The organism is Planotetraspora sp. GP83 (genome assembly GCF_041262585.1).
Taxonomy (GTDB): domain Bacteria; phylum Actinomycetota; class Actinomycetes; order Streptosporangiales; family Streptosporangiaceae; genus JAOEGB01.
This window is the reverse complement of record NZ_JBGCBZ010000002.1, coordinates 381,238-401,680: the sequence shown is the minus strand read 5'-3', so window position 1 is coordinate 401,680 and position 20,443 is coordinate 381,238. Positions and strand designations below refer to the sequence as shown.

Annotated in this window: 23 protein-coding genes; 16 read left to right on the top strand and 7 right to left on the bottom strand. The window is 70.4% G+C overall.

The window, feature by feature from the left end; translation table 11 throughout:
• Positions 1-6: 6 nt before the first annotated feature.
• On the bottom strand, positions 7-399 hold the full coding sequence (locus ABH927_RS04695; RefSeq protein WP_370018341.1) for a hypothetical protein: 393 nt from the start codon (positions 397-399) through the stop codon (positions 7-9).
• Positions 400-453: 54 nt separating this feature from the next.
• The gene (locus ABH927_RS04690) at positions 454-852 is read right to left on the bottom strand and encodes a hypothetical protein (protein ID WP_370018339.1); all 399 of its coding nucleotides are present in this window, start codon (positions 850-852) and stop codon (positions 454-456) included.
• A gap of 95 nt (positions 853-947) precedes the next feature.
• Between ABH927_RS04690 and ABH927_RS04685 the strand changes: the two genes are divergently transcribed.
• Together ABH927_RS04685 and ABH927_RS04680 are read left to right on the top strand one after the other, a co-directional pair.
• Entirely contained in the window at positions 948-1,676 is a 729-nt protein-coding gene (locus ABH927_RS04685) for an ABC transporter ATP-binding protein (RefSeq protein WP_370018337.1), read from the top strand.
• Complete coding sequence (locus tag ABH927_RS04680; RefSeq protein WP_370018334.1) at positions 1,673-2,407, top strand: ABC transporter permease; 735 nt, start codon at positions 1,673-1,675, stop codon at positions 2,405-2,407. The genes ABH927_RS04685 and ABH927_RS04680 overlap by 4 nt, the downstream gene beginning before the upstream one ends.
• A gap of 79 nt (positions 2,408-2,486) precedes the next feature.
• On the opposite strand, the gene ABH927_RS04675 is transcribed toward ABH927_RS04680, so the two are convergent.
• A complete protein-coding gene (locus ABH927_RS04675) occupies positions 2,487-4,046 on the bottom strand; it encodes an alpha/beta hydrolase (RefSeq protein ID WP_370018332.1) in 1,560 nt (519 codons plus the stop codon).
• 179 nt (positions 4,047-4,225) lie between these two features.
• Here ABH927_RS04675 and ABH927_RS04670 point away from each other — a divergent pair, with 179 nt between their 5' ends.
• From ABH927_RS04670 to ABH927_RS04615, 12 genes are all read left to right on the top strand, one after another.
• Positions 4,226-4,990, top strand: coding sequence for a proline dehydrogenase family protein (locus ABH927_RS04670; RefSeq protein ID WP_370018330.1), 765 nt, complete (start codon positions 4,226-4,228; stop codon positions 4,988-4,990).
• A gap of 1 nt (position 4,991) precedes the next feature.
• The gene (proC, locus tag ABH927_RS04665; protein WP_370018328.1) at positions 4,992-5,786 is read left to right on the top strand and encodes a pyrroline-5-carboxylate reductase; all 795 of its coding nucleotides are present in this window, start codon (positions 4,992-4,994) and stop codon (positions 5,784-5,786) included.
• A gap of 47 nt (positions 5,787-5,833) precedes the next feature.
• On the top strand, positions 5,834-7,072 hold the full coding sequence (locus tag ABH927_RS04660) for an MFS transporter (protein WP_370018327.1): 1,239 nt from the start codon (positions 5,834-5,836) through the stop codon (positions 7,070-7,072).
• A gap of 35 nt (positions 7,073-7,107) precedes the next feature.
• A complete protein-coding gene (locus tag ABH927_RS04655; protein WP_370018325.1) occupies positions 7,108-8,478 on the top strand; it encodes an efflux RND transporter periplasmic adaptor subunit in 1,371 nt (456 codons plus the stop codon).
• Between the two features lie 45 nt (positions 8,479-8,523).
• The gene (locus ABH927_RS04650; protein ID WP_370018323.1) at positions 8,524-9,210 is read left to right on the top strand and encodes an ABC transporter ATP-binding protein; all 687 of its coding nucleotides are present in this window, start codon (positions 8,524-8,526) and stop codon (positions 9,208-9,210) included.
• Complete coding sequence (locus ABH927_RS04645; RefSeq protein ID WP_370018321.1) at positions 9,207-10,391, top strand: ABC transporter permease; 1,185 nt, start codon at positions 9,207-9,209, stop codon at positions 10,389-10,391. The genes ABH927_RS04650 and ABH927_RS04645 overlap by 4 nt, the downstream gene beginning before the upstream one ends.
• Before the next feature lie 16 nt (positions 10,392-10,407).
• A complete protein-coding gene (locus ABH927_RS04640) occupies positions 10,408-11,571 on the top strand; it encodes an acetoin utilization protein AcuC (RefSeq protein ID WP_370018319.1) in 1,164 nt (387 codons plus the stop codon).
• 36 nt (positions 11,572-11,607) lie between these two features.
• Positions 11,608-12,423 (top strand): phosphatase, encoded by an 816-nt coding sequence (locus ABH927_RS04635; RefSeq protein WP_370018317.1) that lies wholly within the window; start codon positions 11,608-11,610, stop codon positions 12,421-12,423.
• A 320-nt stretch (positions 12,424-12,743) separates the two neighbouring features.
• Positions 12,744-12,947, top strand: a complete 204-nt coding sequence (locus ABH927_RS04630) for a helix-turn-helix domain-containing protein (RefSeq protein WP_030456159.1) — start codon at positions 12,744-12,746, stop codon at positions 12,945-12,947.
• A 122-nt stretch (positions 12,948-13,069) separates the two neighbouring features.
• A complete protein-coding gene (locus ABH927_RS04625) occupies positions 13,070-13,168 on the top strand; it encodes a 30S ribosomal protein bS22 (RefSeq protein WP_018654693.1) in 99 nt (32 codons plus the stop codon).
• A 71-nt stretch (positions 13,169-13,239) separates the two neighbouring features.
• A complete protein-coding gene (locus ABH927_RS04620) occupies positions 13,240-14,271 on the top strand; it encodes an NAD-dependent epimerase/dehydratase family protein (RefSeq protein WP_370018315.1) in 1,032 nt (343 codons plus the stop codon).
• Positions 14,272-14,276: 5 nt separating this feature from the next.
• Positions 14,277-15,188 carry a lysophospholipid acyltransferase family protein gene (locus ABH927_RS04615; RefSeq protein WP_370018411.1) on the top strand — a complete coding sequence of 304 codons (912 nt, stop codon included), beginning with the start codon at positions 14,277-14,279 and terminating at the stop codon, positions 15,186-15,188.
• Between the two features lie 21 nt (positions 15,189-15,209).
• On the opposite strand, the gene ABH927_RS04610 is transcribed toward ABH927_RS04615, so the two are convergent.
• The 3 genes from ABH927_RS04610 to ABH927_RS04600 all read right to left on the bottom strand — a co-directional run bounded on the left by ABH927_RS04610 (position 15,210) and on the right by ABH927_RS04600 (position 17,579).
• Positions 15,210-16,079 carry an HAD family hydrolase gene (locus ABH927_RS04610; RefSeq protein ID WP_370018314.1) on the bottom strand — a complete coding sequence of 290 codons (870 nt, stop codon included), beginning with the start codon at positions 16,077-16,079 and terminating at the stop codon, positions 15,210-15,212.
• Between the two features lie 42 nt (positions 16,080-16,121).
• On the bottom strand, positions 16,122-16,814 hold the full coding sequence (locus tag ABH927_RS04605) for a DUF5667 domain-containing protein (RefSeq protein WP_370018313.1): 693 nt from the start codon (positions 16,812-16,814) through the stop codon (positions 16,122-16,124).
• Positions 16,815-16,892: 78 nt separating this feature from the next.
• Entirely contained in the window at positions 16,893-17,579 is a 687-nt protein-coding gene (locus tag ABH927_RS04600) for a sigma-70 family RNA polymerase sigma factor (RefSeq protein ID WP_370018312.1), read from the bottom strand.
• 124 nt (positions 17,580-17,703) lie between these two features.
• Here ABH927_RS04600 and ABH927_RS04595 point away from each other — a divergent pair, with 124 nt between their 5' ends.
• Complete coding sequence (locus ABH927_RS04595; protein WP_370018311.1) at positions 17,704-19,131, top strand: putative quinol monooxygenase; 1,428 nt, start codon at positions 17,704-17,706, stop codon at positions 19,129-19,131.
• A gap of 175 nt (positions 19,132-19,306) precedes the next feature.
• On the opposite strand, the gene ABH927_RS04590 is transcribed toward ABH927_RS04595, so the two are convergent.
• Positions 19,307-19,555, bottom strand: a complete 249-nt coding sequence (locus ABH927_RS04590; protein ID WP_370018309.1) for a glutaredoxin family protein — start codon at positions 19,553-19,555, stop codon at positions 19,307-19,309.
• Between the two features lie 186 nt (positions 19,556-19,741).
• Here ABH927_RS04590 and ABH927_RS04585 point away from each other — a divergent pair, with 186 nt between their 5' ends.
• Complete coding sequence (locus ABH927_RS04585; RefSeq protein WP_370018410.1) at positions 19,742-20,440, top strand: redox-sensing transcriptional repressor Rex; 699 nt, start codon at positions 19,742-19,744, stop codon at positions 20,438-20,440.
• Positions 20,441-20,443: the final 3 nt, after the last annotated feature.

The window sequence follows — 20,443 nt, the reverse complement described above, 5'->3', positions numbered from 1 at the left end:
CGTATGTCAGCCGCGGGCGCCGTCCACGACGTGGCGGTGGCCGAGCGGCGTCCTGAGCCGCACCGTCGTGGTCTTCCGTACGGCGATCAGGACGCACATCCCGGCGTTCCTGGTGTGCCCTTCGTAGAGGGTCACCGTCACCTTCCGGGACGTCTCCTTGACGCGGACCCGGTCGAGGACCCAGCAGGGCGCGATGCCGGACGTCCAGGTGATCCGCAGATAGCGGCCATGCCTGATCGGCTTCGCCGACTCCCAACGGACCTTGTGGGGATCGAGGGTGCCGCCCTGCGGCTTCACCGGTACGGGATCCGAGGCGCCGGTCACGGCGAGGGCAGGCGCGCTGACGGTGAGGGCCAGGGCAGTCGCGGCGATCGCCGCGATACGTCGTGTCGTCCGCATGACCCTTTGACGGCACCGCGCGGCGGCCGGTTCACCAAGCGGTCAGAACCGGCATCATTTCGCGCCGTCTATGACCTTCCGGGTCCCGAGGGGGGCGGAGAGCTTCACCGTGGTCTGCTTCTGGATCGCGATCTCGATGCAGACGGCGTCGGGTTTGCGCCGGTCATGCCCCTCCCAGAGAGTGACCGTCACAGCGTCCTTGGTCTCCGTGACCTCCACGCGGTCGAGGACGTAACACGGCTCCACGCCGGACCACCAGACCACGTTCAGCGAGGAGTCCGTGGGGGTCGCGCTGATCCACGGCACCTTGTGCGCCTTCAGCGTGTTCCCCACGGGCGTGGCCGGAGAGGGTTCCGCGCTGGGCGCCCCCGAACTGGCCGGGACCCCGACCGCCCCGTCGGGCTGCGGTGCAGGCGTCTCCCCGCAGGACACGGCCATGAACACGACTGCCACGAGCCAGAGCTTTCGCATACCCCTTTGACGGATGGGCCGCCCGCGCGGTTCAGCGACCTGTTGACGGCGGCATGCCGGAAGGTTAAATTCAACGCATGATGAATTTATCCGATCCTGCGATCTCCGTACGGGATCTGCGGGTGTCCCGAGGCGGCCGCGAGGTGCTGCACGGGCTCACGTTCGAGGTGCCGAGAGGCCAGGTGACGGGCCTGCTGGGCCCGAGCGGCTGCGGCAAGACGACGCTTATGCGGTCGATCGTCGGAGTTCAGCTCGTCGCCGGCGGGGAGGTGACCGTGCTCGGCGAGCCCGCCGGGAGCCCCGCCTTACGGCGCAAGATCGGCTACTCCACGCAGAACCCGGCCGTCTACCGGGACCTGTCGGTGCGGGAGAACCTCCGCTACTTCGCGGCCGTGCTGGGCGCGCCCAAGGGAGACGCCGACCGGGTGCTGGAGGAGGTCGGCCTCGCCGGGGCGGGCGACCAGCTCGGCGGCAGCCTTTCAGGAGGTCAGCTCAACCGGGCGAGCCTCGCGGTGGCGCTGCTCGGCAGCCCGGAGCTCGTGGTGCTCGACGAGCCGACCGTCGGCCTCGACCCCGTCCTGCGCCAGGAGCTCTGGCGCCTCTTCCAGGGCCTGGCCGACCGCGGCGTGACGCTCGTGGTCTCCAGCCACGTGATGGACGAGGCCGCCCGGTGTCAGCGGCTGATCGTGCTGCGCGACGGGGAGATCTTCGCCGACGACACGCCCGACGGCCTGCGCGAGCACACCCGGACCACGGATCTGGAAGAGGCGTTCCTGCGCCTCATCGAGGAGAGGGCGGCGGCATGAACCTCGCGATCACCCTGGCCACCGCGCGCCGGATCATGACGCAGCTCCGCCACGACCATCGCACGGTCGCCCTGATGGTGCTCGTCCCGACGCTGGTGATCGTGCTGCTCTACTACGTGATGGACGACCAGCGCTCGTTCGACCAGTGGGCGCCGATCCTGCTGTGCGTCTTCCCCTTCCTGGTGATGTTCCTCGTCACCTCGATCGGCACGCTGCGCGAGCGCACGTCCGGCACGCTGGAGCGCCTGATGGCCACGCCGCTGGGCAAGCTCGACCTGCTCCTCGGGTACGGCGTCGCGTTCGGCGTGATGGCCTGCCTCCAGGTGGCGCTGGCGCTGACCGTCTCCCTCACCTGGCTCGGCCTGGACCTCTCCGGCTCGCTGTGGCCGCTGGTGCTGGTGGCCCTGCTCAACGCGTTGCTGGGCACGGCGCTCGGGCTGTTCTGCAGCGCCTTCGCGCGCACCGAGTTCCAGGCCGTGCAGTTCATGCCGCTGGTCATGATCCCCCAACTCCTCCTCGGCGGGATCCTCGTGCCCCGCGACCAGATGGCGCCGGTCCTGGAGTGGATCTCCAACGTGCTCCCGATGTCGTACGCCATCGAGGCGATGAAGGACGCGGTCATGGGCCACGACCTGGGCGGGGACTTCTGGCGCGACGTGGTCGTCGTCGCGGGGTCCGCGCTGCTGGCCCTCGTATTGGGCGCGGCCACCCTGCGCCGCCGTACCCCGTGACCGGCCGCCGGGCCGCGAAGCACGCCACGAGCCCCTGACCCGGAGGTCAGGGGCTCGTGGAGGTCGTGCAAAAGGGGGGTTAGCGCTCGCCGGGGACCCAGTCGTCGTCCTGGGTGGCCGCACGCGCGGTCGCCGCCGGCGGGACCGGGTCCGCGAACGGCGCGCAGTGGACGTCGGGCCCGGGCAGGCTCGCGGGCAGCGTGCCGTCGGTCAGGTACGCCTTCCAGATGTCGTCGATGCAGGCGTTCCCGCGACCGGTGAGGCCGTGGTTGCCGCCGCCGTCCATGACCACCAGGCGCGAGGCCGGGAACAGCTTGTGCATCTCGACGCCGCCCTGGTACGGCGTGGCGGCGTCCTTGGTGTCCTGGAAGAACAGCGCGTCCTTGACCCACCGGCCGCTGATGCGCTGCTCGTGCTGGGCGCGGACCGGCCAGGAGGCACACTGCGCGTTGAACCAGGCGTTGCCCCAGGTCAGGAACGGGGCGGTCTGGTAAGACTGCCACCAGTCGTGGTGCCACTTGGCCCAGTTGCGCGGCCAGCGGACGTCGGAGCACTCCACCGCCGAGTAGACCGCGAAGGTGTTGTCGTCGCTGGCGTAGTCGCCGTACAGGCCGAACGCCCCGATCAGCGGAGCGGTGTCGTTCGCCGTGACGTACTTGGACAGCGCGTTGGCGAGGCGCGGCCAGCGGCTCTTGAGGTAGCCGCCCGCCAGGTAGGTGTCGTCGAGCTCGTCCGGCCCGACCGTGCCCTCGGCGGGGGTCGCCTTCAGCTTGGCGCGGGCCCCGTAAAAGGCCTTCTCCACGTCGGCGCCGGTCGTGCCGAGGTGGTAGGTCGCGTCATACTTGGCGATCCACGCGAAGAAGTCCTTCGCGCGCACCTCGAAGGCGTGGTTCTGGTCGATGTTGGCGTCGTACCACACCCGGTCGGGGTTGACGATGCTGTCCAGCACCAGGCGGTGGAGCTTGGTGGGGAACAGGGTCGCGTACGTCGCGCCCAGGTAGGTGCCGTAGGAGTAGCCCACGTAGCTGATCTGGTTCTGGCCGAGGGCCTTGCGGATCAGGTCGATGTCCTTGGCCGCGTCGACCGTGGTCATGTGCCGGAGCAGGTCGCCGTAGGTGTCGTCGCAGGCCTGGGAGTAGGCCCGGGTCTTCTTCACCCACGCCGCCTCCTCGGCCCAGTCGCCCGGGACGTAGTCGGGCCGCACCGGGTCGAAGAAGTGCGGGTCGCAGCGGAGCGCGGGCTCGCTCGAACCGACGCCGCGCGGGTCGAAGCCCACCAGGTCGTACTGCGCGGCCAGGGCGGAGCCGAGCCGGGCCTCCATCACCGCGGGATAGGCCAGGCCGCTGCCTCCGGGACCGCCCGGGTTGAACAGCATGGCACCCTGGTAGTGGGCCGTGTCCGTGGCCTTCTTACGCGACACCGCGATCTTGATCTTCTTGCCCCATGGCCGGTCGTGGTCGAGCGGGACCTCGACCAGCGCGCACTCGATGCCCGCGGGCAGGCCGTCGCACTGTGCCCACTGTGGAGCGGGTGGCGTGTAATCCGGAGCCTGCGGAGCACTGGCCGTCGCGGGTCCCGCGACCAGCGCTCCACTCAGACCCAGGCCGGCGGTGGCCAGCGCTATCAGGATCTTCTTCACGTATACCCCTTCGACGTCAGCGGTTCCGGCGTTGGAACCGACTTATGACACCATCCGGTAGATCATCCGGATAAAGGCGACGCTTGTCGCGGGTGGTTGTGAAACCGCAACATGAAGGCCGCGCTCCGGTGATCGGCGCCCATGGACTCTTAGGCTGGGATCCAGGAGGTGGTGGAGTGATGCGTGCGATTCTGGAGGCCGCGTGGCGTTGGCCGGCGCGGCGCCACGTGGCGGGAGACGCGGGAGCCACAGCCGAGGACGCCTGCCTGGCCGTGGCCGGGCTCGCGGCCGAGGGCTTTCCGGTGACCGTCGATCATCTCGGGGAGAACGACGAGAAGGACTTCCTCACGCTGCTCGACGCCCTCGCCCGGCGGGGGCTCGCGCGGGGGGCGGACCTGACGGTGAGGCCCCAGAAGCTCGACCGCGAGAGCGTCGGGCGTCTCTGCGAGGCCGCGAGGGACGCCGGGGCCACGGTGACCCTCGACATGCCCCTCGGCAGGCCCCTCGACAGGGAGGACCACACGGCCGTCGACGCCACGCTCGCCGTGCACGCGGCGCTGCGGGGCGAGCACCCCACGCTCGGCGTCGTGGTCCAGTCGTCCCTCAGACGCGCCGAGGAGGACTGCCGGGCCCTGGCCTCCGCTAGGGTACGGCTGTGCAACGGCGGCTACGACGCCGCTCCCGCCCTGGCCTACGAGACGGCCCACGAGGCCGACCTGTCGTACGTGCGGTGCCTCAAGATCCTGCTGGCCGGCCCGGGACACCCGGTGATCGCCACGCACGACCGGCGGCTCATCGACGTCGCCGCCGCGCTGGCCGCCCTGAACGACCGCGAGCCCGACGGCTTCGAGTTCCAGATCCCGTACGGCGTGCGCCCCGCCGAGCGGCGCAGGCTCGCGGGCCGGGGCGCCCAGGTGCGGGTGCACGTACCGATAAAGGAGTGACATGATCGCGATTTTGGGAACCGGAAAGATGGGCGAGGCCCTGCTGTCCGGGCTGGTGCGCGCCGGGCTCCGCCCGAACGAGATCATGGCGACCGCCCGGCGCCCCGAGCGGGCCGAGGCGCTGCGCGAGAGGTACGGCGTGCGCGTCGCCGGCAACGCCGAGGCGGCCAAGAGCGCCGACACCCTCATCCTCGCGGTGAAGCCGCAGGACATGGCCGGCCTGCTGACCGAGATCGCGCCGTACGTCCCGGCCGGCCGGCTCGTCATCTCCGTGGCGGCGGGTATCACGACGGCGTTCGTCGAGTCCAGGCTGGGCGACGACGTCCCGGTGGTCCGGGTCATGTCGAACACCCCGGTGATCGTCGACGAGGCCATGAGCGTCATCTCGGCCGGGGCGCACGCCTCGGAGGAGCACCTGAAGCGCACGGAGGACCTGCTGAGCCCGGTCGGGAAGGTCCTGCGCATCCCCGAGTCCCAGCAGGACGCCGCGACCGCGCTGTCCGGCAGCGGCCCGGCCTACTTCTTCTACCTCGTCGAGGCCATGGTCGACGCCGGGATCCTGCTCGGCATGCCGCGCGCCGCCGCGCTCGACATGGTGACCCAGTCGATCGTCGGCGCGGCCATCATGCTGCGGGACTCCGGGGAGCATCCGGTGATCCTGCGGGAGGCCGTGACCTCGCCGGGCGGCACGACCATCTCCGCCATCGCCGAGCTGGAGCGCCACAAGGTAAGGGCGGCGTTCCTCGACGCCATCGAGGCCGCCCGCGACCGCAGCCGCCAGCTCGCCTCCGGCTAAACCGATTCGGAAACCTTCCCTTTTGGGGGCATGATATGTCCGGACAAATGGGAGGGGACGAAGTGGCGCAAGCCGTACAGGTTGCGGGACAGACCCGGCGGCCCGCTCTCTGGACGCGTGACTTCGCGCTCTACTTCGTCGGACGGGCGATCTCGATCCTCGGAGACGCCATGCTGCCCGTGGCCGTCTCCCTCGGCGTGCTGGGGGCCGGATACGGGGCCACGGGGGTCGGGTACGTCCTCGCGGCCTGGATGGCCCCCTTCGGCGGCCTCATCCTGTTCGGCGGCGTCTTCGCGGACCGGTTCACCGCCCGTCGCATGATGATCGGCGCGGACCTGGTCCGCGTCGTCACCCAGTCGGTCATCGCGGCCGCCTTCCTCACCGGCAGGCCCGCGCTTTCGCTGCTCATCGTGCTGTCCGCGCTCAGCGGCGCCGCCGCGGCGATGTTCCAGCCCGGCGTCAGCAGCATGGTGCCGCAGATATCCCCGGACGTGCAGCGGGCGAACGCCACGCTCCGGGTGGCGGACGCCATGGCGCAGCTCCTCGGCCCCGCCCTGTCCGGCTCGCTGATCCTCCTCGGAGGCGCCGGCGTCGTGTACGGGGTCAACGCCGGGACGTTCGCCGTGAGCGCCGTCTGTCTCCTCGCGCTCCGGGTCCGCCCGGTCGCGACGCTGGCCCGCGGCTCCTCGTTCCTGCGGAACCTCCGCGAGGGCTGGGACGAGTTCCGCTCCCGCACCTGGATGTGGGCGGTCATCATCGTCTGGGCCGTCTACGGCGTGCTGGTCTTCGGCCCGCTGATGCCCCTCGGCCTCGCGATCGTCAGCGAGAGTCTCGGCAAGGCGGCCGTCGGCTGGATCATGTCGGCCGCCGGGGCGGGCACGATCGTCGGCGGAGTGGTCGCGATGTGGTTCAAGCCGGTCAGGCCGCTGGCCGCCGGAGCGGTCGCCATGATCGTGTACTTCCTGGAGCCTCTCGTCATCGCCGTCCACATGCCCGCCCTGGTGGTCGCCGCGGCCTTCGCCCTCAGTGGCGCGGCGTGGGCGTTCTGGTCGGTCATGTGGGCCACCAGCGTGCAGACCCAGGTCACCCAGGACGTCCTCAACCGGGTGACGGCCTACGAGGTCGCGGGCTCGGTGCTCAGCATCCCGCTCGGGCAGGCGCTCTCCGGCCCCGTCGCCGCGAGGGTGGGGGCCGAGCACGTCCTGCTGTTCGGCTTCGCGGTCGGCCTCGCCGGCGTCGTCTGCCTGCTGAGCGTGCCCGCCATCAGGAATCTGAGGCGCGTCTGAGGGGACCGCGTGACCCCCCCTTTACCATTGGCCGGGTGACGTTTCGTGGCGGAATCCTCCCGCTCCTCGCCGTCCTCCTCGTCGCGGGCTGCTCCGCGTCCGAACCCGCGAAGGTTCAGATCGCCCGGGTGACCCGCGCGCCGGTCAGCGAGGTCGTCGAGGCGCCCGCGACGGTCGGCGCGCGCGCCACGGCCGCCCTGACCGCTCCGGCCTCCGGCACCGTCGCCAAGCTCTACGTCCAGGACGGCGACACCGTCGAGAAGGGCCAGATCCTCGCGAAGATCAGCTCTCCGCAGGCCAAGGACCAGCTCGACCAGGCCCATAAGGCCGACAGGCAGGCCTCCCGGCCCGTCTCCCTCGGCGGCGGCGCGACCTCCGTGCGCCTTCCAACGCTCAAGCTGCCCGGATCGCCCGACGTGGCCCGCTGTTTCGCCCAGGCCAGGAAAGCGGCGAAGAAGATCAAGGATCCCCTGATCAGAGCCCAGTTGCTGTCCGCCATCGACACGGCCGAGGCCCAGCAGAGGGCCCAGCAGCGCGCGCTCAGCCAGGTCGTCACCGGGCTCAACCAGTCGATCAGCCAGGTGACGGGCCGGCTCGGGGCGGGCCTGAGCGGGCTGACGGCCTCCATGTCGTCCCTCCAGGCCGCGTCGAGGTCCCAGGCCAAGGCCGCGGTCAAGGCCGCCCAGCGGACCGTGGACGGCCTCGTCGTCAAGGCGCCGTTCGGCGGGGTCGTCACTCTTGGCGGCCCCTCTTCCGGTGGCGGTACGGCCGGCCTGAGCGGCCTCATCAGCCAGCTCCCCGCAGGGCTGGCGGGCCAGGCCGGAGCCGCGGCCGCCGCGCCCAGTGGCCGGTCCGGAGGCGTGATCGCGACCGGCGTCCCGGTGGCGGTGGGCGACACGATCGCCACGGTGACCGACGTGTCCACCCTCACGCTCTCCGCCGACGTGGACGAGACCGACGTGCTGCTGGTGAAGGAGGGGACGCCCGCCCAGGTCGAGCTCGACGCGGTCACCGGCGCGACCTACACCGCCACGGTGACGGGCATCGGGGTCACCCCCAAGGAAGGCGCCACCGGCGGGGTGAGCTATCCCGTACGGCTCAGGCTCGGCAAGGGGGTCTACGACGACCAGAGCGCCGCCCCGTGGCCCAAACCCGGGATGAGCGCCGTCGTCCGCCTCACCGTGAGGGAGTCTCCGGACGCGACAGCCGTACCGGCCTCGGCGATCGTGACGAGCGGGCGGGAGACGATCGTCTGGGCGGTCCGCGGCGGCAGGGCGGAGCGGCGGGTCGTCAAGCTGGGGGCGCAGGGCGACGCCGCGGTGGAGGTCCTCAGCGGCGTCTCACCGGGCGACCAGGTCGTCGTCAAGGGCGCCGACACCGTCCGCCAAGCCCAGACGCTCCCATGACCTCCCCCTACTTCCCGCGTGATCATGCATTGGGGGTGGCGTGAGGTGAGTGATCCGGCGTTCGAGGCGGTGGGGCTCACGCGGTCGTACCGCCTCGACGGTGTCTCCGTGGACGCCCTGCGCGGCGTCGACCTGCGCATCGACCAGGGGGAGTTCGTGGCCATCCTCGGCCCGTCGGGTTCGGGCAAGTCCACGCTCATGCACCTGCTCGGCTGCCTCGACCGGCCCACATCCGGCATCCTGCGGGTGGGCGGCGTGGACGTCTCGACCCTCGACGACACCAAGCTGGCCGAGCTGCGCAACCAGACGATCGGTTTCGTCTTCCAGTCCTTCCACCTGCTGGCGCGCACGTCGGCGATCGACAACGTGGCCCTTCCGCTGGTCTACCGGGGCGTCTCGGGGACGGAACGGCGGGCGAGGGCCAGGGAGGCCCTGGAGGCGGTCGGCCTGGGGCACCGGCTCGGGCACCGGCCGTCCCAGATGTCCGGCGGCGAGCAGCAGCGGGTCGCGATCGCCCGCGCTCTCGTGGGCGACCCCAAGGTCGTCCTCGCGGACGAGCCCACCGGCAACCTCGACACGCGGAACGGCGATGAGGTCATGAACCTGCTGGAGCGCCTGAACGCCGACAGCGGCGTGGCCGTCGTCCTGGTGACGCACGAGCCCGAGGTCGCGGCCCGCGCCCGCCGCCAGGTCCACGTCCGCGACGGCCTCATCGAGCGTGACACCCGATGAGGACGGCGGAGGCGCTGCGGATGGCGCTGGAGGCCCTGCGGGTCAACCGGCTGCGCAGCACGCTGACCATGCTCGGCGTGATCATCGGTGTGCTGGCGGTCGTGATCCTCGTCGCCATCGGGACCGGGGCCAAGAACGCGGTGGAGAAGGAGATCGCCGGGCTGGGCAGCAACATCATCCTCGTGGTTCCCGGTCAGGTGGGCCTCGGCGCCGCCCCGACGCAGAGCCGGCTCGACCTGTCCGACGTCGCCTACGTGCGCCGCGTCGTCGGGGATCCGTCCAAGGTGACCGTCGCGGTCAACTCCGGCGAGTCGGTGCGGGTCGGACGGACCGAGGTGTTCGCCACGCTCACCGGCACCGACGAGAACCTGCCGAACATCTTCGACCGGCCGCTGCGCCGCGGCCGCTATCTGAGCGCGACCGACGTCGACACCCGCCGCCGGGTGGCCATTCTCGGGGCCGAGGTGGCGGGGAAGCTGTTCGGCGACGTCGACCCCATCGGCCGCCAGGTCACGATCGCGGGGGTCCGGTTCCGGGTGATCGGGGTCTACGAGACGGTGGGCTCGACGTTCGGCGTGGCGCGTGACCAGGAGGTCCACATCCCGGTCACCACGGCCCAGCGGCTGATCGGGCTGCCCAGGATCAACGGAATCGCGGTCGGCGCGTCCGGCCCCGACGAGATCGAGCCGCTGCAACGCCGTGTCGTCGCCGCGCTCGACGCCCGCTATCCCGACGAGAAGTTCTCCGCCGTGACGCAGACGCAGCTCCTCGGGACCATCGGCACGGTCCTCAGCATGCTCACGGGCGTGCTCGCCGCCATCGCGGGCATCTCGCTGCTGGTCGGCGGGGTCGGCGTGTCCAACATCATGCTGGTCAGCGTGAGGGAGCGGACCAAGGAGATCGGCCTGCGCAAGGCCCTCGGCGCCCGTCAGCGCGACATCCTCGGGCAGTTCCTCATCGAGGCCGTGCTGCTGACGACCCTCGGGGGGCTGATCGGCATCCTGCTCGGCGTCGGCGGGGCGCTGCTGATCCAGGCCGTCTCGCCGGTGCCGGCGGCGATCACCTGGTGGTCGATCGCCCTGGCGTTCGGGGTGTCGGTCGCCGTGGGCGTCTTCTTCGGCGTCGCCCCGGCGCGGCGGGCCGGAAGGCTGGACCCGGTCGTCGCCCTCCGCACCGAGTAACGGTACCGTCGCGGTCATGAGTCAGGCGGTGCGGGTCGTCTGGGATGACGCGCTGATTTCGTACGACTTCGGTCCCGAGCATCCGCTGGCGCCGGTGCGGGTCGAGCTCACCATGGCGCTCGCCCGGGACCTGCGCGTGCTCGACGGCGTCGAGATGACCGGCTGCGTCGCCGCGACCGACGACGAGCTGGCGCTGGTCCACAAGCGGGACTACATCGACGGGGTGAAGGAGGTCTCCCGGACCGGCCGGCCCGATCTGAGCCGCGGGCTGGGCACCCCCGACAATCCCTCGTTCGTGGGAGTCCACGAGGCGTCGGCGCTGATCGCCGGGGCCACGCTGGAGGCCGCGAGGGCGGTGTGGAACGGCGAGGCCGAGCACGCCGTCAACGTGGCCGGGGGCCTGCACCACGCGATGCCCTCCACGGCCAGCGGCTTCTGCGTCTACAACGACCCGGCCGTCGCGATCGCCTGGCTGCTCTCCCAGGGCGCGTCCCGGGTCGCCTACGTCGACGTCGACGCCCATCACGGCGACGGCGTGCAGGCGATGTTCTACGACGATCCGCGGGTCCTCACGATCAGCCTGCACGAGAGCCCACGCACGCTCTTCCCCGGCACGGGCTTCCCCCAGGAGACGGGCGCGGAGGGCACCTCGGTCAACGTGGCCCTTCCCGCCGGGTGCGGCGACAGCGGCTGGCTGCGGGCCTTCCACGCGGTCGTCCCTCCGCTGCTCAGGGAGTTCGCGCCGGAGATCCTCGTCACTCAGCAGGGCTGCGACAGCCACGCGCTCGACCCCCTCGCCCACCTCATGCTGAGCATCGACGGGCAGCGTACGGCCTACGCGGAGCTGCACCGGCTGGCTCACGAGACCGCGGGGGGCCGGTGGATCGCCACCGGCGGCGGAGGTTACGAGCTGGTCCAGGTGGTGCCACGGGCCTGGACACATCTCATCGCCGAGGCGGCGGGCGCCCCCGTGGATCCGGAGACGCCGACGCCGCAGAGCTGGCGCACCCTGGTCCGCGAACGGACGGGCGAGACGCCCCCGCTCACCATGACCGACGGGCGCCACCCGGATTATCGTGACTTTTCCGAAGGGTACGATCCAGCCGACGCCATCGACCGGGCCATCATGGCGAGCAGGAACGCGGTCTTCCCCCTCCACGGGCTGGATCCGATGCCCTGACGGAATCATGACGAGACGAGGAGCGCTGTAGCCCCTGTGACCCTTCCTCCGCACGCCGCCTTCGCCACCGCCTCGGCCGTTCCCTCGCGCGCCGAGTTGCGGAACCACCTCGTCAGGACGGGAATCGCCGGGGACGTCGCGACCACCCGCGAGAACAACCTCGATCACTATCGGTCGCTGGCGCTGCGCGACCCTTACTACATGTTCGGCCTCACGTTCTCCGAGGACTGGACGTACGCCGACGTGCTGGAGCTGATGGCGAAGAAGGCCGGCGTGGTCGCCGACCCGGCGCACCGCGAGGGACAGGACACGATCGATCCCGAGCGGACCATCGACGCCGTGGAGGAGATGGGCGACCGCGTCGCCGAGGCGCTGCGGCCGGGCGGCGCTCGGGTCATCGTCGCCACGGGACACCCGACCGGCCTGCTCACCATCCACCTCGGGTTGGCCCGGTTCCTGGAGGCGTACGGCGCGACCCTGCTCACGCCCGCCGAGGGATGGAGCTACGTCGGCGGTGGCCTCGGTCGCCGGAAGAAGATCCGCTATGTGGACGACGTGGCCATGCTGTCCGACGGCGGAACCCTCGTCCACACGCATGATCCCGACCCGATGCGGGCGATGCTCGCGGAGGAGCGGCCCGATCTGGTGATCGCCGACCACGGCTGGGCGGGCGCGGCCGGAGAGGCCGGGATCGAGACCGTCGGGTTCGCGGACAGCAACGACCCCGCCCTGTTCGTCGGAGAGGCCGAAGGCAAGATCGCGGTGACCGTGCCGCTGGATGACAACGTGTTGCCCCGGTATTACCGGCCGCTGACGGCCTACCTCCTCGACCGGATCGCCCAAGCCCTCTGAGATCCAATCGGACTTTCCGGGTCACCCCAAACCGGGCATTTCAGGCCACTTTTGGACCGGTGTGTCGACCGTTTGCCAACTTTTTGGTGTGCCTGGGCGACTCTAATGTGAGAGAAGTTGGTCCGTTCCAAGATTGAGGCGAGGGGCACGACCCGGCTGCTGCCAGCGTTTTTCTCGATTTTGACGGCACAAGACTCCGGTGACTGATGAAATGGGGGGTTTGCCTACTCGGAGTCCGGACTTACGCTGACGGCAGTACACGTGCGTGAGCGATGGCACCAGTGGGGATAACCCGGAAACACGTGCGGAAGAGGCGTCCGATGGGTGCAGGCGAAAGACCTCTCAGCGAGGTGAAGTTCCTGACGGTGGCCGAAGTGGCCACTGTCATGCGGGTGTCCAAGATGACGGTGTACCGGCTCGTGCACTCGGGTGAGCTGCCGGCCATCCGGGTCGGCCGATCCTTCAGAGTGCCCGAACAGGCGGTACACGACTACCTGAGGGATGCCTTCATCGAAGCTGGATGAAGCGGCCCCGCGGGCCACGCGGGGTCCCCTGGGGGCGATCTACCGTGGATCGCCGGTAGGCTGTTGAGCCGGTGTGCGCTCGCGCGCCGGTTTGACATTCACTACCTTCACCTGGGGGTCCCGTGGGCTCTGTGATCAAGAAGCGCCGTAAGCGTATGGCGAAGAAGAAGCACCGCAAGCTGCTCAAGAAGACCCGCATCCAGCGGCGTAACAAGAAGTAGTCGAGACGGAGCGCGCACCGGTCCCCGAGGGGCCGGGCGACCGTGAACACGGACACCCCAGCGAGGCGGCGATGACCCATACCGTGCTTGTCACCGGGGTCTCCCGTCACATCGGTGCTCGGCTGGCGAGCGCTCTCGCGGCGGACCCGGGCATCGACCGGGTCATCGGAGTCGACACGGTGCCACCCCCCTCTCCGGCGAGAGACGGCGGCGCGCCGCTCGGCCGCACCGAGTTCGTCCGCGTCGATCTGCGCAGCCCCGACATCGCGCAGGTCATCGCGGCGGCGGACGTCGACACCGTTGTGCACATGAGCCTGGTCAGCGGCCCCGCCCAGAGCCGCTCGGCCATGAAGGAGCACAACGTCATCGGCACCATGCAGCTGTTGGCGGCCTGCCAGCGGTCGGCGACGGTGCGCAGGGTGGTGGTGCGATCGACCACGGCCGTGTACGGCTCGTCGCCGCACGCCCCCGCGGTGTTCACCGAGGACACCGAGCCGGTCGACGTGTCCCATTCGGGCTACGCCAAGGACGCCCACGAGATCGAGGGATACACCAGGGGCTTCGCCAGGCGGCGTCCCGACGTGGCGACCTCGACCTTGCGGTTCGCCAACTTCATGGGCGCGGGCATCGACTCGCCGCTGACGCGGTACTTCTCGCAGCCCGTGCTGCCGACCGTCTTCGGGTTCGACCCCCGGCTGCAGTTCGTCCACGAGGACGACGCGGTCGAGGTGCTGCGCCGCATGGCGGTCGAGGACCACCCCGGCGTGTTCAACGTCGCCGGAGACGGCGTGCTGCTGCTGTCGCAGTGCGCGCGGCGGGCGGGCCGTCCGGCGGTCCCGGTGCCGTCTCCGGCATTCCGCGCGCTCGGAGGGCTGGCGCGGAACGCGGGCCTCGTCGACTTCTCCCCGGAGCAGATCGCGCTGTTGCTCCATGGCCGTGCCGTGGACACCACCCGGCTGTCCGCCGAGCTGGGCTGGAAGCCCAAGTACAGCACGGCCGCCGCTTTCGACGACTTTCTCCGGTCCCGCGGCACCGTCGGGATCGCCGGAGACCTGCAGGTGGCCGTGGTGGACTGGCTGTCCGGCCTGGCGACGAGGTGGTGAACGAGATGCCGGCTTCCGGCGCGGACGGCGCGCGGGTCATCCCGATCTCGGCGGCCCGCGGCGCTTCTCCACCCGGCCCGCCGGACGAGCGGCTCGCCGAGCTGTTCGCCTTCCTGCGGCGCAGGGTCTCAGGGGAGTACGAGGTCGACGAGTTCGGCTTCGACCCCGAGCTCAGCGACAAGGTCCTGCTGGAGCTCATCCGGCCGCTCTACCACCACTGGTTCCGGGTTGAGACGCTGGGGCTGGAGAACGTGCCGGCCGACTCCGGCGCTCTCGTGGTGGCCAACCACTCCGGAACGCTCCCGGTGGACGCGCTGATGATGCAGGTCGCGCTGCACGACGAGGCCAAGCGGCCGGTGCGGCTGCTGGGCGCCCACCTGGTCTACCAGCTTCCCGTGCTCGGGCATCTCGCCCGCAAGACGGGACACACCTTGGCCACCCCGGAGGACGCCGACCGCCTGCTGCGCAAGGGCGAGCTCGTAGGAGTCTTCCCCGAGGGCTTCAAGGGCGTCGGCAAGCCGTTCTCCGAGCGCTACAAGCTCCAGCGGTTCGGCCGGGGCGGCTTCGTGGCGTCGGCCATCCGGGCCGGGGTGCCGATCGTGCCCTGTGCCATCGTCGGGGCCGAGGAGATCTACCCCAAGGTCGGGGACTTCCGGACGCTCGCCCGGCTTCTCGGCCTGCCGTACCTGCCGATCACGCCGTTCTTTCCCTGGCTGGGGCTGTTAGGGCTGATCCCGCTGCCGTCGAAGTGGCTCATCGAGTTCGGCGAGCCGATCCGGACGGACGAGTTCGACCCCGATGAGGCGGACGACCCCATGCTGGTCTTCAACCTCACCGACCAGGTGCGCGAGACCATCCAGCAGCGGCTCAACGCTCTGCGGCTGCGGCGCGGCCACGCGTTCCCGCCGCTCTTCTAGGTTGTCAGACGACTAGTTCTGTCAGACGACCGAGCGGTAGTGCTTGCGCAGCGCGATCCCGGCGGCGATGCCGCCCGCGATGGCGCCCGCCGTGGCCGCGATCGGCAGGCCGATCATCGTGGCCTTCCGGCCGGTCCGGAAGTCGCGGATCTCCCAGTCCTGCTCCCGGGCGTGCTCGCGGAGCTCGCTGTCGGGGTTGATCGCGTACGCGTGGCCGACCAGCGAGAGCATGGGCAGGTCGTTGGCCGAGTCGCTGTAGGCCGAGCAGCGGGACAGGTCGAGCCCCTCGCGGCGGGCCAGCGCCCGGATCGCCTCGGCCTTGGCCGGCCCGTGGAGCAGGTCGCCGACCAGTCTGCCGGTGTAGGCCCCGTCGGCCGTCTCCGCGACCGTGCCGAGCGCGCCGGTCAGCCCGAGGCGCTGGGCGATCACCCGGGCCAGCTCGACCGGGGTGGCGGTGACCAGCCACACCCGCTGGCCGGCGTCGAGATGGGCCTGGGCCAGGGCCCGGGTGCCGGCCCAGACGCGGTCGGCCATGACCTCGTCGTAGATCTCCTCGCCGAGGTGCACGACGTCGTCTACCTTGAGCCCGGCGACGAAGGCCAGCGCCATCTCCTTGGCCCGCGCGATGTGCTCGGGGTTCTCGTTGCCGCGGATCCGGAACCACGCCTGGCCCACGGCGAACTTCAGCAGGTCGTTGGTGGTGAACAGGCCGCGCGAGGCGAGCCCGCGGGCGAAGTGGTAGATCGAGGCGCCGCGCATCATGGTGTTGTCGACGTCGAAGAACGCCGCCGCGCTGAGATCGGGGACGATCACCGGGGCCGAGACCGCGGCCGCGGCCGCCACCTCACCCGCGATCTCCGCCGCCTCCCGCCGTCGCAATAGCCGCCTCATGGCACATCAGCTTAATCGCCCATGTGCGCGGCGAGCCGTACGTCAATGGCCGGAAGCCGTGAACGTGTCGATATAGCTCAGGTACTTGTTGGCTTTGTCGCGGTTCTCGTCGTCGAGCTTCGGCAGCAGGGGCTCCACCATCGTGCGCTGCTCCCGGGCGAAGCGGCGGGCCTCCCTGCTCTCCTCGCTGTTGGCCGGTCCACGGTGCTGCACGCGGCTCAGAGCCGCCCGGGTCGTCGTCTCCATGTCGTCGAGCGCCTGCTCGATCAGCCGGTCGCGATCCGGCGCCGAGTAGCCCACCAGTGAGGCGGTCTCCGCCGCCCGCAGCCGTGCCGCGATCATCTCCCGCTCTGCCCGTTCCTGGTCGTCGGTCGCCAGGGACAGCAACGTCGACTCGGCCGTCCGCTTGAGCGGATACAGCACGTCACCGGGCACGGAGTGGTAGGTCCTGACGCCCGTGGCGTACATCCCGGCCAGCAGGACGGCGAACACGATGGCCGGGCGGAGCCGTACGAGAAGGGACCGGCGGCGGACCTCGGGCCGCCGGGCGGGCGGGTCCCCGGCGGGGACCCGCTCGGCGGCGTGCGCGCGCAGCAGCTCCTCGCGGAGGCTCGCGCGGAACTCGGGGCTCGGGGCGCCGCCCAGGCGGAGGGAGAGCAGGCGCGCGGTGACATGGCCGGTCGTGCGGGTGACCCACCCGTCGCACGGCCGGCGCGAGGGTCGCCACCAGCCCATGAACGCTCCCGCCATCCCCGCTTGATGATCCCGCCCCTGCCACATGCCCAACGACGGGACGGCGGTATGGGTTACGGGCTAGAGGTCCTTGGGTAGCGTCCGAGCGAGTGCCTTGATAGCCCGGAACTGCAGGGCCTTGATCGCGCCGCTCTTCTTGCCCATGACCATGGCGGTCTCGGCGAGCGACATTCCATGGAGGAAGCGCAGGATCACGCACTCCTGCTGCTCCGGGCCGAGCTGCTTGATCGCCTGCATCACCCGCTCGTTGACCATGTTGGTGACCACGGCGTTCTCGGGGATGTGCGGGCCGTCGAGCGGGGTGTCCAGGACCTCGGCCGTGACCACCTCCAGGCGGTTCCGGCCGGACTTGAAGTGGTCGGTCACGAGGTTGCGGGAGATCGTCACCAGCCAGGCGCCGAAGTCACGGCCCTGCCAGGTGAAGTCGGAGATCCCGCGCAGCGCGCGCAGGAAGGTCTCGCTCGTCAGGTCCTCCGCGAGCGCGTGCGCGCCCACCCGGAAGTAGACGTAGCGGTACACCAGCTCCAGATAGCGGTCGTACAGCATGCCGAACGCCTCGGTGTCGCCGGTCTTGGCGCGCAACACCAGCGTTCGCATCTCGTCGTTCTCGCCGGCGGCGGGATCGACGGCGCGCGCGGGGAGCGCTGCTCCGGCTGGAGGGGACAGCCCGGCCATCGGCCACGTGTTCGGCATCCGGTATCCCATGGGGGAAGGGGAGTCGGCGTGCTCGAACACTCTAGAAATCATCGGGAAATAACACAATCCGTCTGAGCACAGTAATCAATTCCCGTAACGGTGCTTCCGGTCCGTAGACGCCCCTGGGGAACCGGCTACCGGTCGGAAGGCAATGTCCGGCAGCATGGGGTCCACCATGGAAGTCCTTGTCGCTCTCCTCGCGTTCGCCGGCGCCCTGCTTGCCGGGATCACCACCGGCGTCCTCATCGGGCGCCTTCGTGACGAGCCCACCGGCTGGTTGATCGCGTGGAGCGTCACCACGGGTGCGCTCGCCCTCTCGCTCGGCGCGATCGCGGTCGGTCACCTGACCGGTTTCGGGTCCGCCACCTTCCGGGCGTTCGAGGTCACCGGCTCGCTGCTGGCGCCGCTCTGGCTCGCGGTCGGCGTGCTGCAACTCCTCGCCGAGAAGGCGTCGGCCCGCTTCGGCGGGTGGTTGCTGGGCATCGCCCTCACGGTCGTCGGCGTCGTCATCATGCTGCTCGACCCGGTCGCCGGCGGGTTCACCAAGCAGCTCCCGGACGCCCCGGTCCACTGGGACATCTGGCCCGAGTGGCTGCTGCGGGGCATCCACGTACTGGTGATCGTCACGCTGCTGATCTCCCTGGCCGTGGCCCTGCTGAGCTGGCGCGACGGGGACGACTACGACGCCGACAACATGAACGCGACCGTGGTGCTCGCTCCGGCCGGCATGGCGCTCGTGGGCGCGCTGGAGCTCACGCTCCCCGGGATCGTCATCGTGGCGCTCCTCGCGGTCACCGCCGGTGGGATCTGGTACGCGGTGGCCAGGCCGCTCGCGCCGTACGACGAAGACGAGGACGAGGACGAGGACGGCGAGTGGGAGGAAAGCGGGCGCCGCCGCGCCGTCGATCGCCGGGAGGCCCCGCCCGCTCCGCAGGTTGTGCCGCCTGCCCCGCCCGCCCAGGCTCCGCCCCGTCGTTCCGGCCTCGGTGACCTCGTGGCCGAGTACCGCGCCGGCGAGGAGGTCGACTACGCCGCCCGCATGCAGCCGCTCGACGACTTCGGCGGCCCCGCGACGGGCCAGCTCATGGCCGCCGACGTGTACGGCATGCCGGCGCCCGCCAAGGCGGAGCCGCAGCAGGGCATGCCCGCCACGGGCGCCGTCTTCCCCGGGGTCGAGATCCCGCCGGAGGTCGCCGCCAGCTTCGGCGTGGGCTTCGGCTCGGCGTCCCGGCAGAGCCCCGCGCCGGCCCCACGGGGCGGGTCGGTCAAGCCGTCCCCGTCCATCTACGGCCTGCTCACGGTCTTCACGCTGCTGGACGGCTCGGGCGAGGCGTTCGACAAGCTGGCGGAGGAGACCGTTGAGGCCGTGCAGCGCAACGAGCCCGACACGCTGGTCTTCGTCTGCCACGGGGTGAAGTCCGCGCCGCTCCAGCGCATCGTCTACGAGCTCTACCGCGACGAGGTCGGCTTCTCCGAGCACCAGCGCCAGCCCCACATGGAGCGTTTCGCCACTGAACGCCAGGCGCTCGTCCTCGCCACCAACGTGATCGAACTCACCGTCAACGCCGCGAAGGTCGTCCCCCTCCCCACCACCTTTGTCTGAGACGTACAACCGAAGTCGCCGTGATCATGCGCGGCGTCCCGGGAAGCTCCGTGACGTACGGTTTCTCAGGGTGCGATCATGCAGGGATTCCGCCGCACGCAGTCTGACCAGCGCCACGGCGCTTCGTGATCATGCGATGTGCCCGTCCTGCGGGCGCGCGCCGCACAGTGCATGATCACGCCGTCAATGCATCGCGTAGGCGGGCTTCGTTGACGCGCCAGTAGTCGTGCTGGACGCCGTCGATCAGGACGACGGGGATCATCTCCCCGTATTCGGCCTGGTCCTGGGGGTCGGCGGTGATGTCCCGCTCCTCCCAGGGCACGCCGAGCTCCTCGGCGACGCGCTGGATGATCGCGCGGGCGTCGTCGCAGAGGTGACACCCGGGCTTGCCGAGGAGGGTGATGCGGTGATCACGAGGGGTCATGACCTCAGATTATTGCGGCGAGCGCGGGCCGGATTCGCCACCGGGGCGCCGTGCTGGGACAGTTAACGGGCACTCACTTTGTGCGCGGCTTCACAAAGGCACTAACCTAGATGTCTACGACATCCGTCGCATCCGCTCGTGCGGCCGGGGGCGCACCGGCCGTCCGTCCCCCTGGAGCACCGGCACGTGATCCGCCGCATCCCACAGGCCCGCGAACGTGGCATTCCCGACGCGACCGTCGCGCGACTGCCGCTCTACTTGCGTGCGCTGAACGGGCTGGCGGAGCGGGGCACGCCGACGGTGAGCTCGGAGGATCTCGCGCTGGCCGCCGGGGTCAACTCGGCGAAGCTGCGCAAGGACCTGTCCCACCTCGGGTCGTACGGCACGAGGGGAGTGGGCTACGACGTTCAGTACTTGATATACCAAATATCGCGTGAGCTTGGTCTCACCCAGGATTGGGCCGTCGCCATCGTCGGTGTCGGCAACCTCGGGCGAGCTCTGGCCAACTACGGAGGGTTCGTGTCCAGGGGATTCCGGGTGGCGGGCCTGCTGGACGCCGATCCGGAAGTCGTCGGCGACCGGATCGCCGGTCTCGTCGTGGAGCACACCGACGAGCTGGAATCCGTGATCACCGAGCGCGGGGTCTCCATCGTGGTGATCGCGACGCCCGCGACGGCGGCCCAGCATGTGTGCGACCGGGTCATCGCGACCGGCGTCACGAGTATTTTGAACTTCGCTCCCGTCGTTCTGGCTGTGCCTGACGGAGTAGATGTCCGTAAAGTCGATTTATCCATCGAGCTGCAGATTCTTGCGTTCCACGAGCAGCGCAAGGCAAGTGGAGGGCCCATCATGGCCGAGGAGTGGCCGGACGGGGTGGTCATGTGAGTG

What these genes read in the sequence shown, in the direction of transcription:
- ABH927_RS04695 (WP_370018341.1), bottom strand. Translation starts at nt 399, where the DNA reads ATGCGGACGACACGACGTATCGCGGCGATCGCCGCGACTGCCCTGGCC.
- ABH927_RS04685 (WP_370018337.1), top strand. Translation starts at nt 948, where the DNA reads ATGATGAATTTATCCGATCCTGCGATCTCCGTACGGGATCTGCGGGTG.
- ABH927_RS04680 (WP_370018334.1), top strand. Translation starts at nt 1,673, where the DNA reads ATGAACCTCGCGATCACCCTGGCCACCGCGCGCCGGATCATGACGCAG.
- ABH927_RS04670 (WP_370018330.1), top strand. Translation starts at nt 4,226, where the DNA reads ATGCGTGCGATTCTGGAGGCCGCGTGGCGTTGGCCGGCGCGGCGCCAC.
- proC (WP_370018328.1), top strand. Translation starts at nt 4,992, where the DNA reads ATGATCGCGATTTTGGGAACCGGAAAGATGGGCGAGGCCCTGCTGTCC.
- ABH927_RS04660 (WP_370018327.1), top strand. Translation starts at nt 5,834, where the DNA reads ATGGGAGGGGACGAAGTGGCGCAAGCCGTACAGGTTGCGGGACAGACC.
- ABH927_RS04645 (WP_370018321.1), top strand. Translation starts at nt 9,207, where the DNA reads ATGAGGACGGCGGAGGCGCTGCGGATGGCGCTGGAGGCCCTGCGGGTC.
- ABH927_RS04640 (WP_370018319.1), top strand. Translation starts at nt 10,408, where the DNA reads ATGAGTCAGGCGGTGCGGGTCGTCTGGGATGACGCGCTGATTTCGTAC.
- ABH927_RS04630 (WP_030456159.1), top strand. Translation starts at nt 12,744, where the DNA reads ATGGGTGCAGGCGAAAGACCTCTCAGCGAGGTGAAGTTCCTGACGGTG.
- ABH927_RS04620 (WP_370018315.1), top strand. Translation starts at nt 13,240, where the DNA reads ATGACCCATACCGTGCTTGTCACCGGGGTCTCCCGTCACATCGGTGCT.
- ABH927_RS04615 (WP_370018411.1), top strand. Translation starts at nt 14,277, where the DNA reads ATGCCGGCTTCCGGCGCGGACGGCGCGCGGGTCATCCCGATCTCGGCG.
- ABH927_RS04610 (WP_370018314.1), bottom strand. Translation starts at nt 16,079, where the DNA reads ATGAGGCGGCTATTGCGACGGCGGGAGGCGGCGGAGATCGCGGGTGAG.
- ABH927_RS04605 (WP_370018313.1), bottom strand. Translation starts at nt 16,814, where the DNA reads ATGGGCTGGTGGCGACCCTCGCGCCGGCCGTGCGACGGGTGGGTCACC.
- ABH927_RS04600 (WP_370018312.1), bottom strand. Translation starts at nt 17,579, where the DNA reads ATGATTTCTAGAGTGTTCGAGCACGCCGACTCCCCTTCCCCCATGGGA.
- ABH927_RS04595 (WP_370018311.1), top strand. Translation starts at nt 17,704, where the DNA reads ATGGAAGTCCTTGTCGCTCTCCTCGCGTTCGCCGGCGCCCTGCTTGCC.
- ABH927_RS04590 (WP_370018309.1), bottom strand. Translation starts at nt 19,555, where the DNA reads ATGACCCCTCGTGATCACCGCATCACCCTCCTCGGCAAGCCCGGGTGT.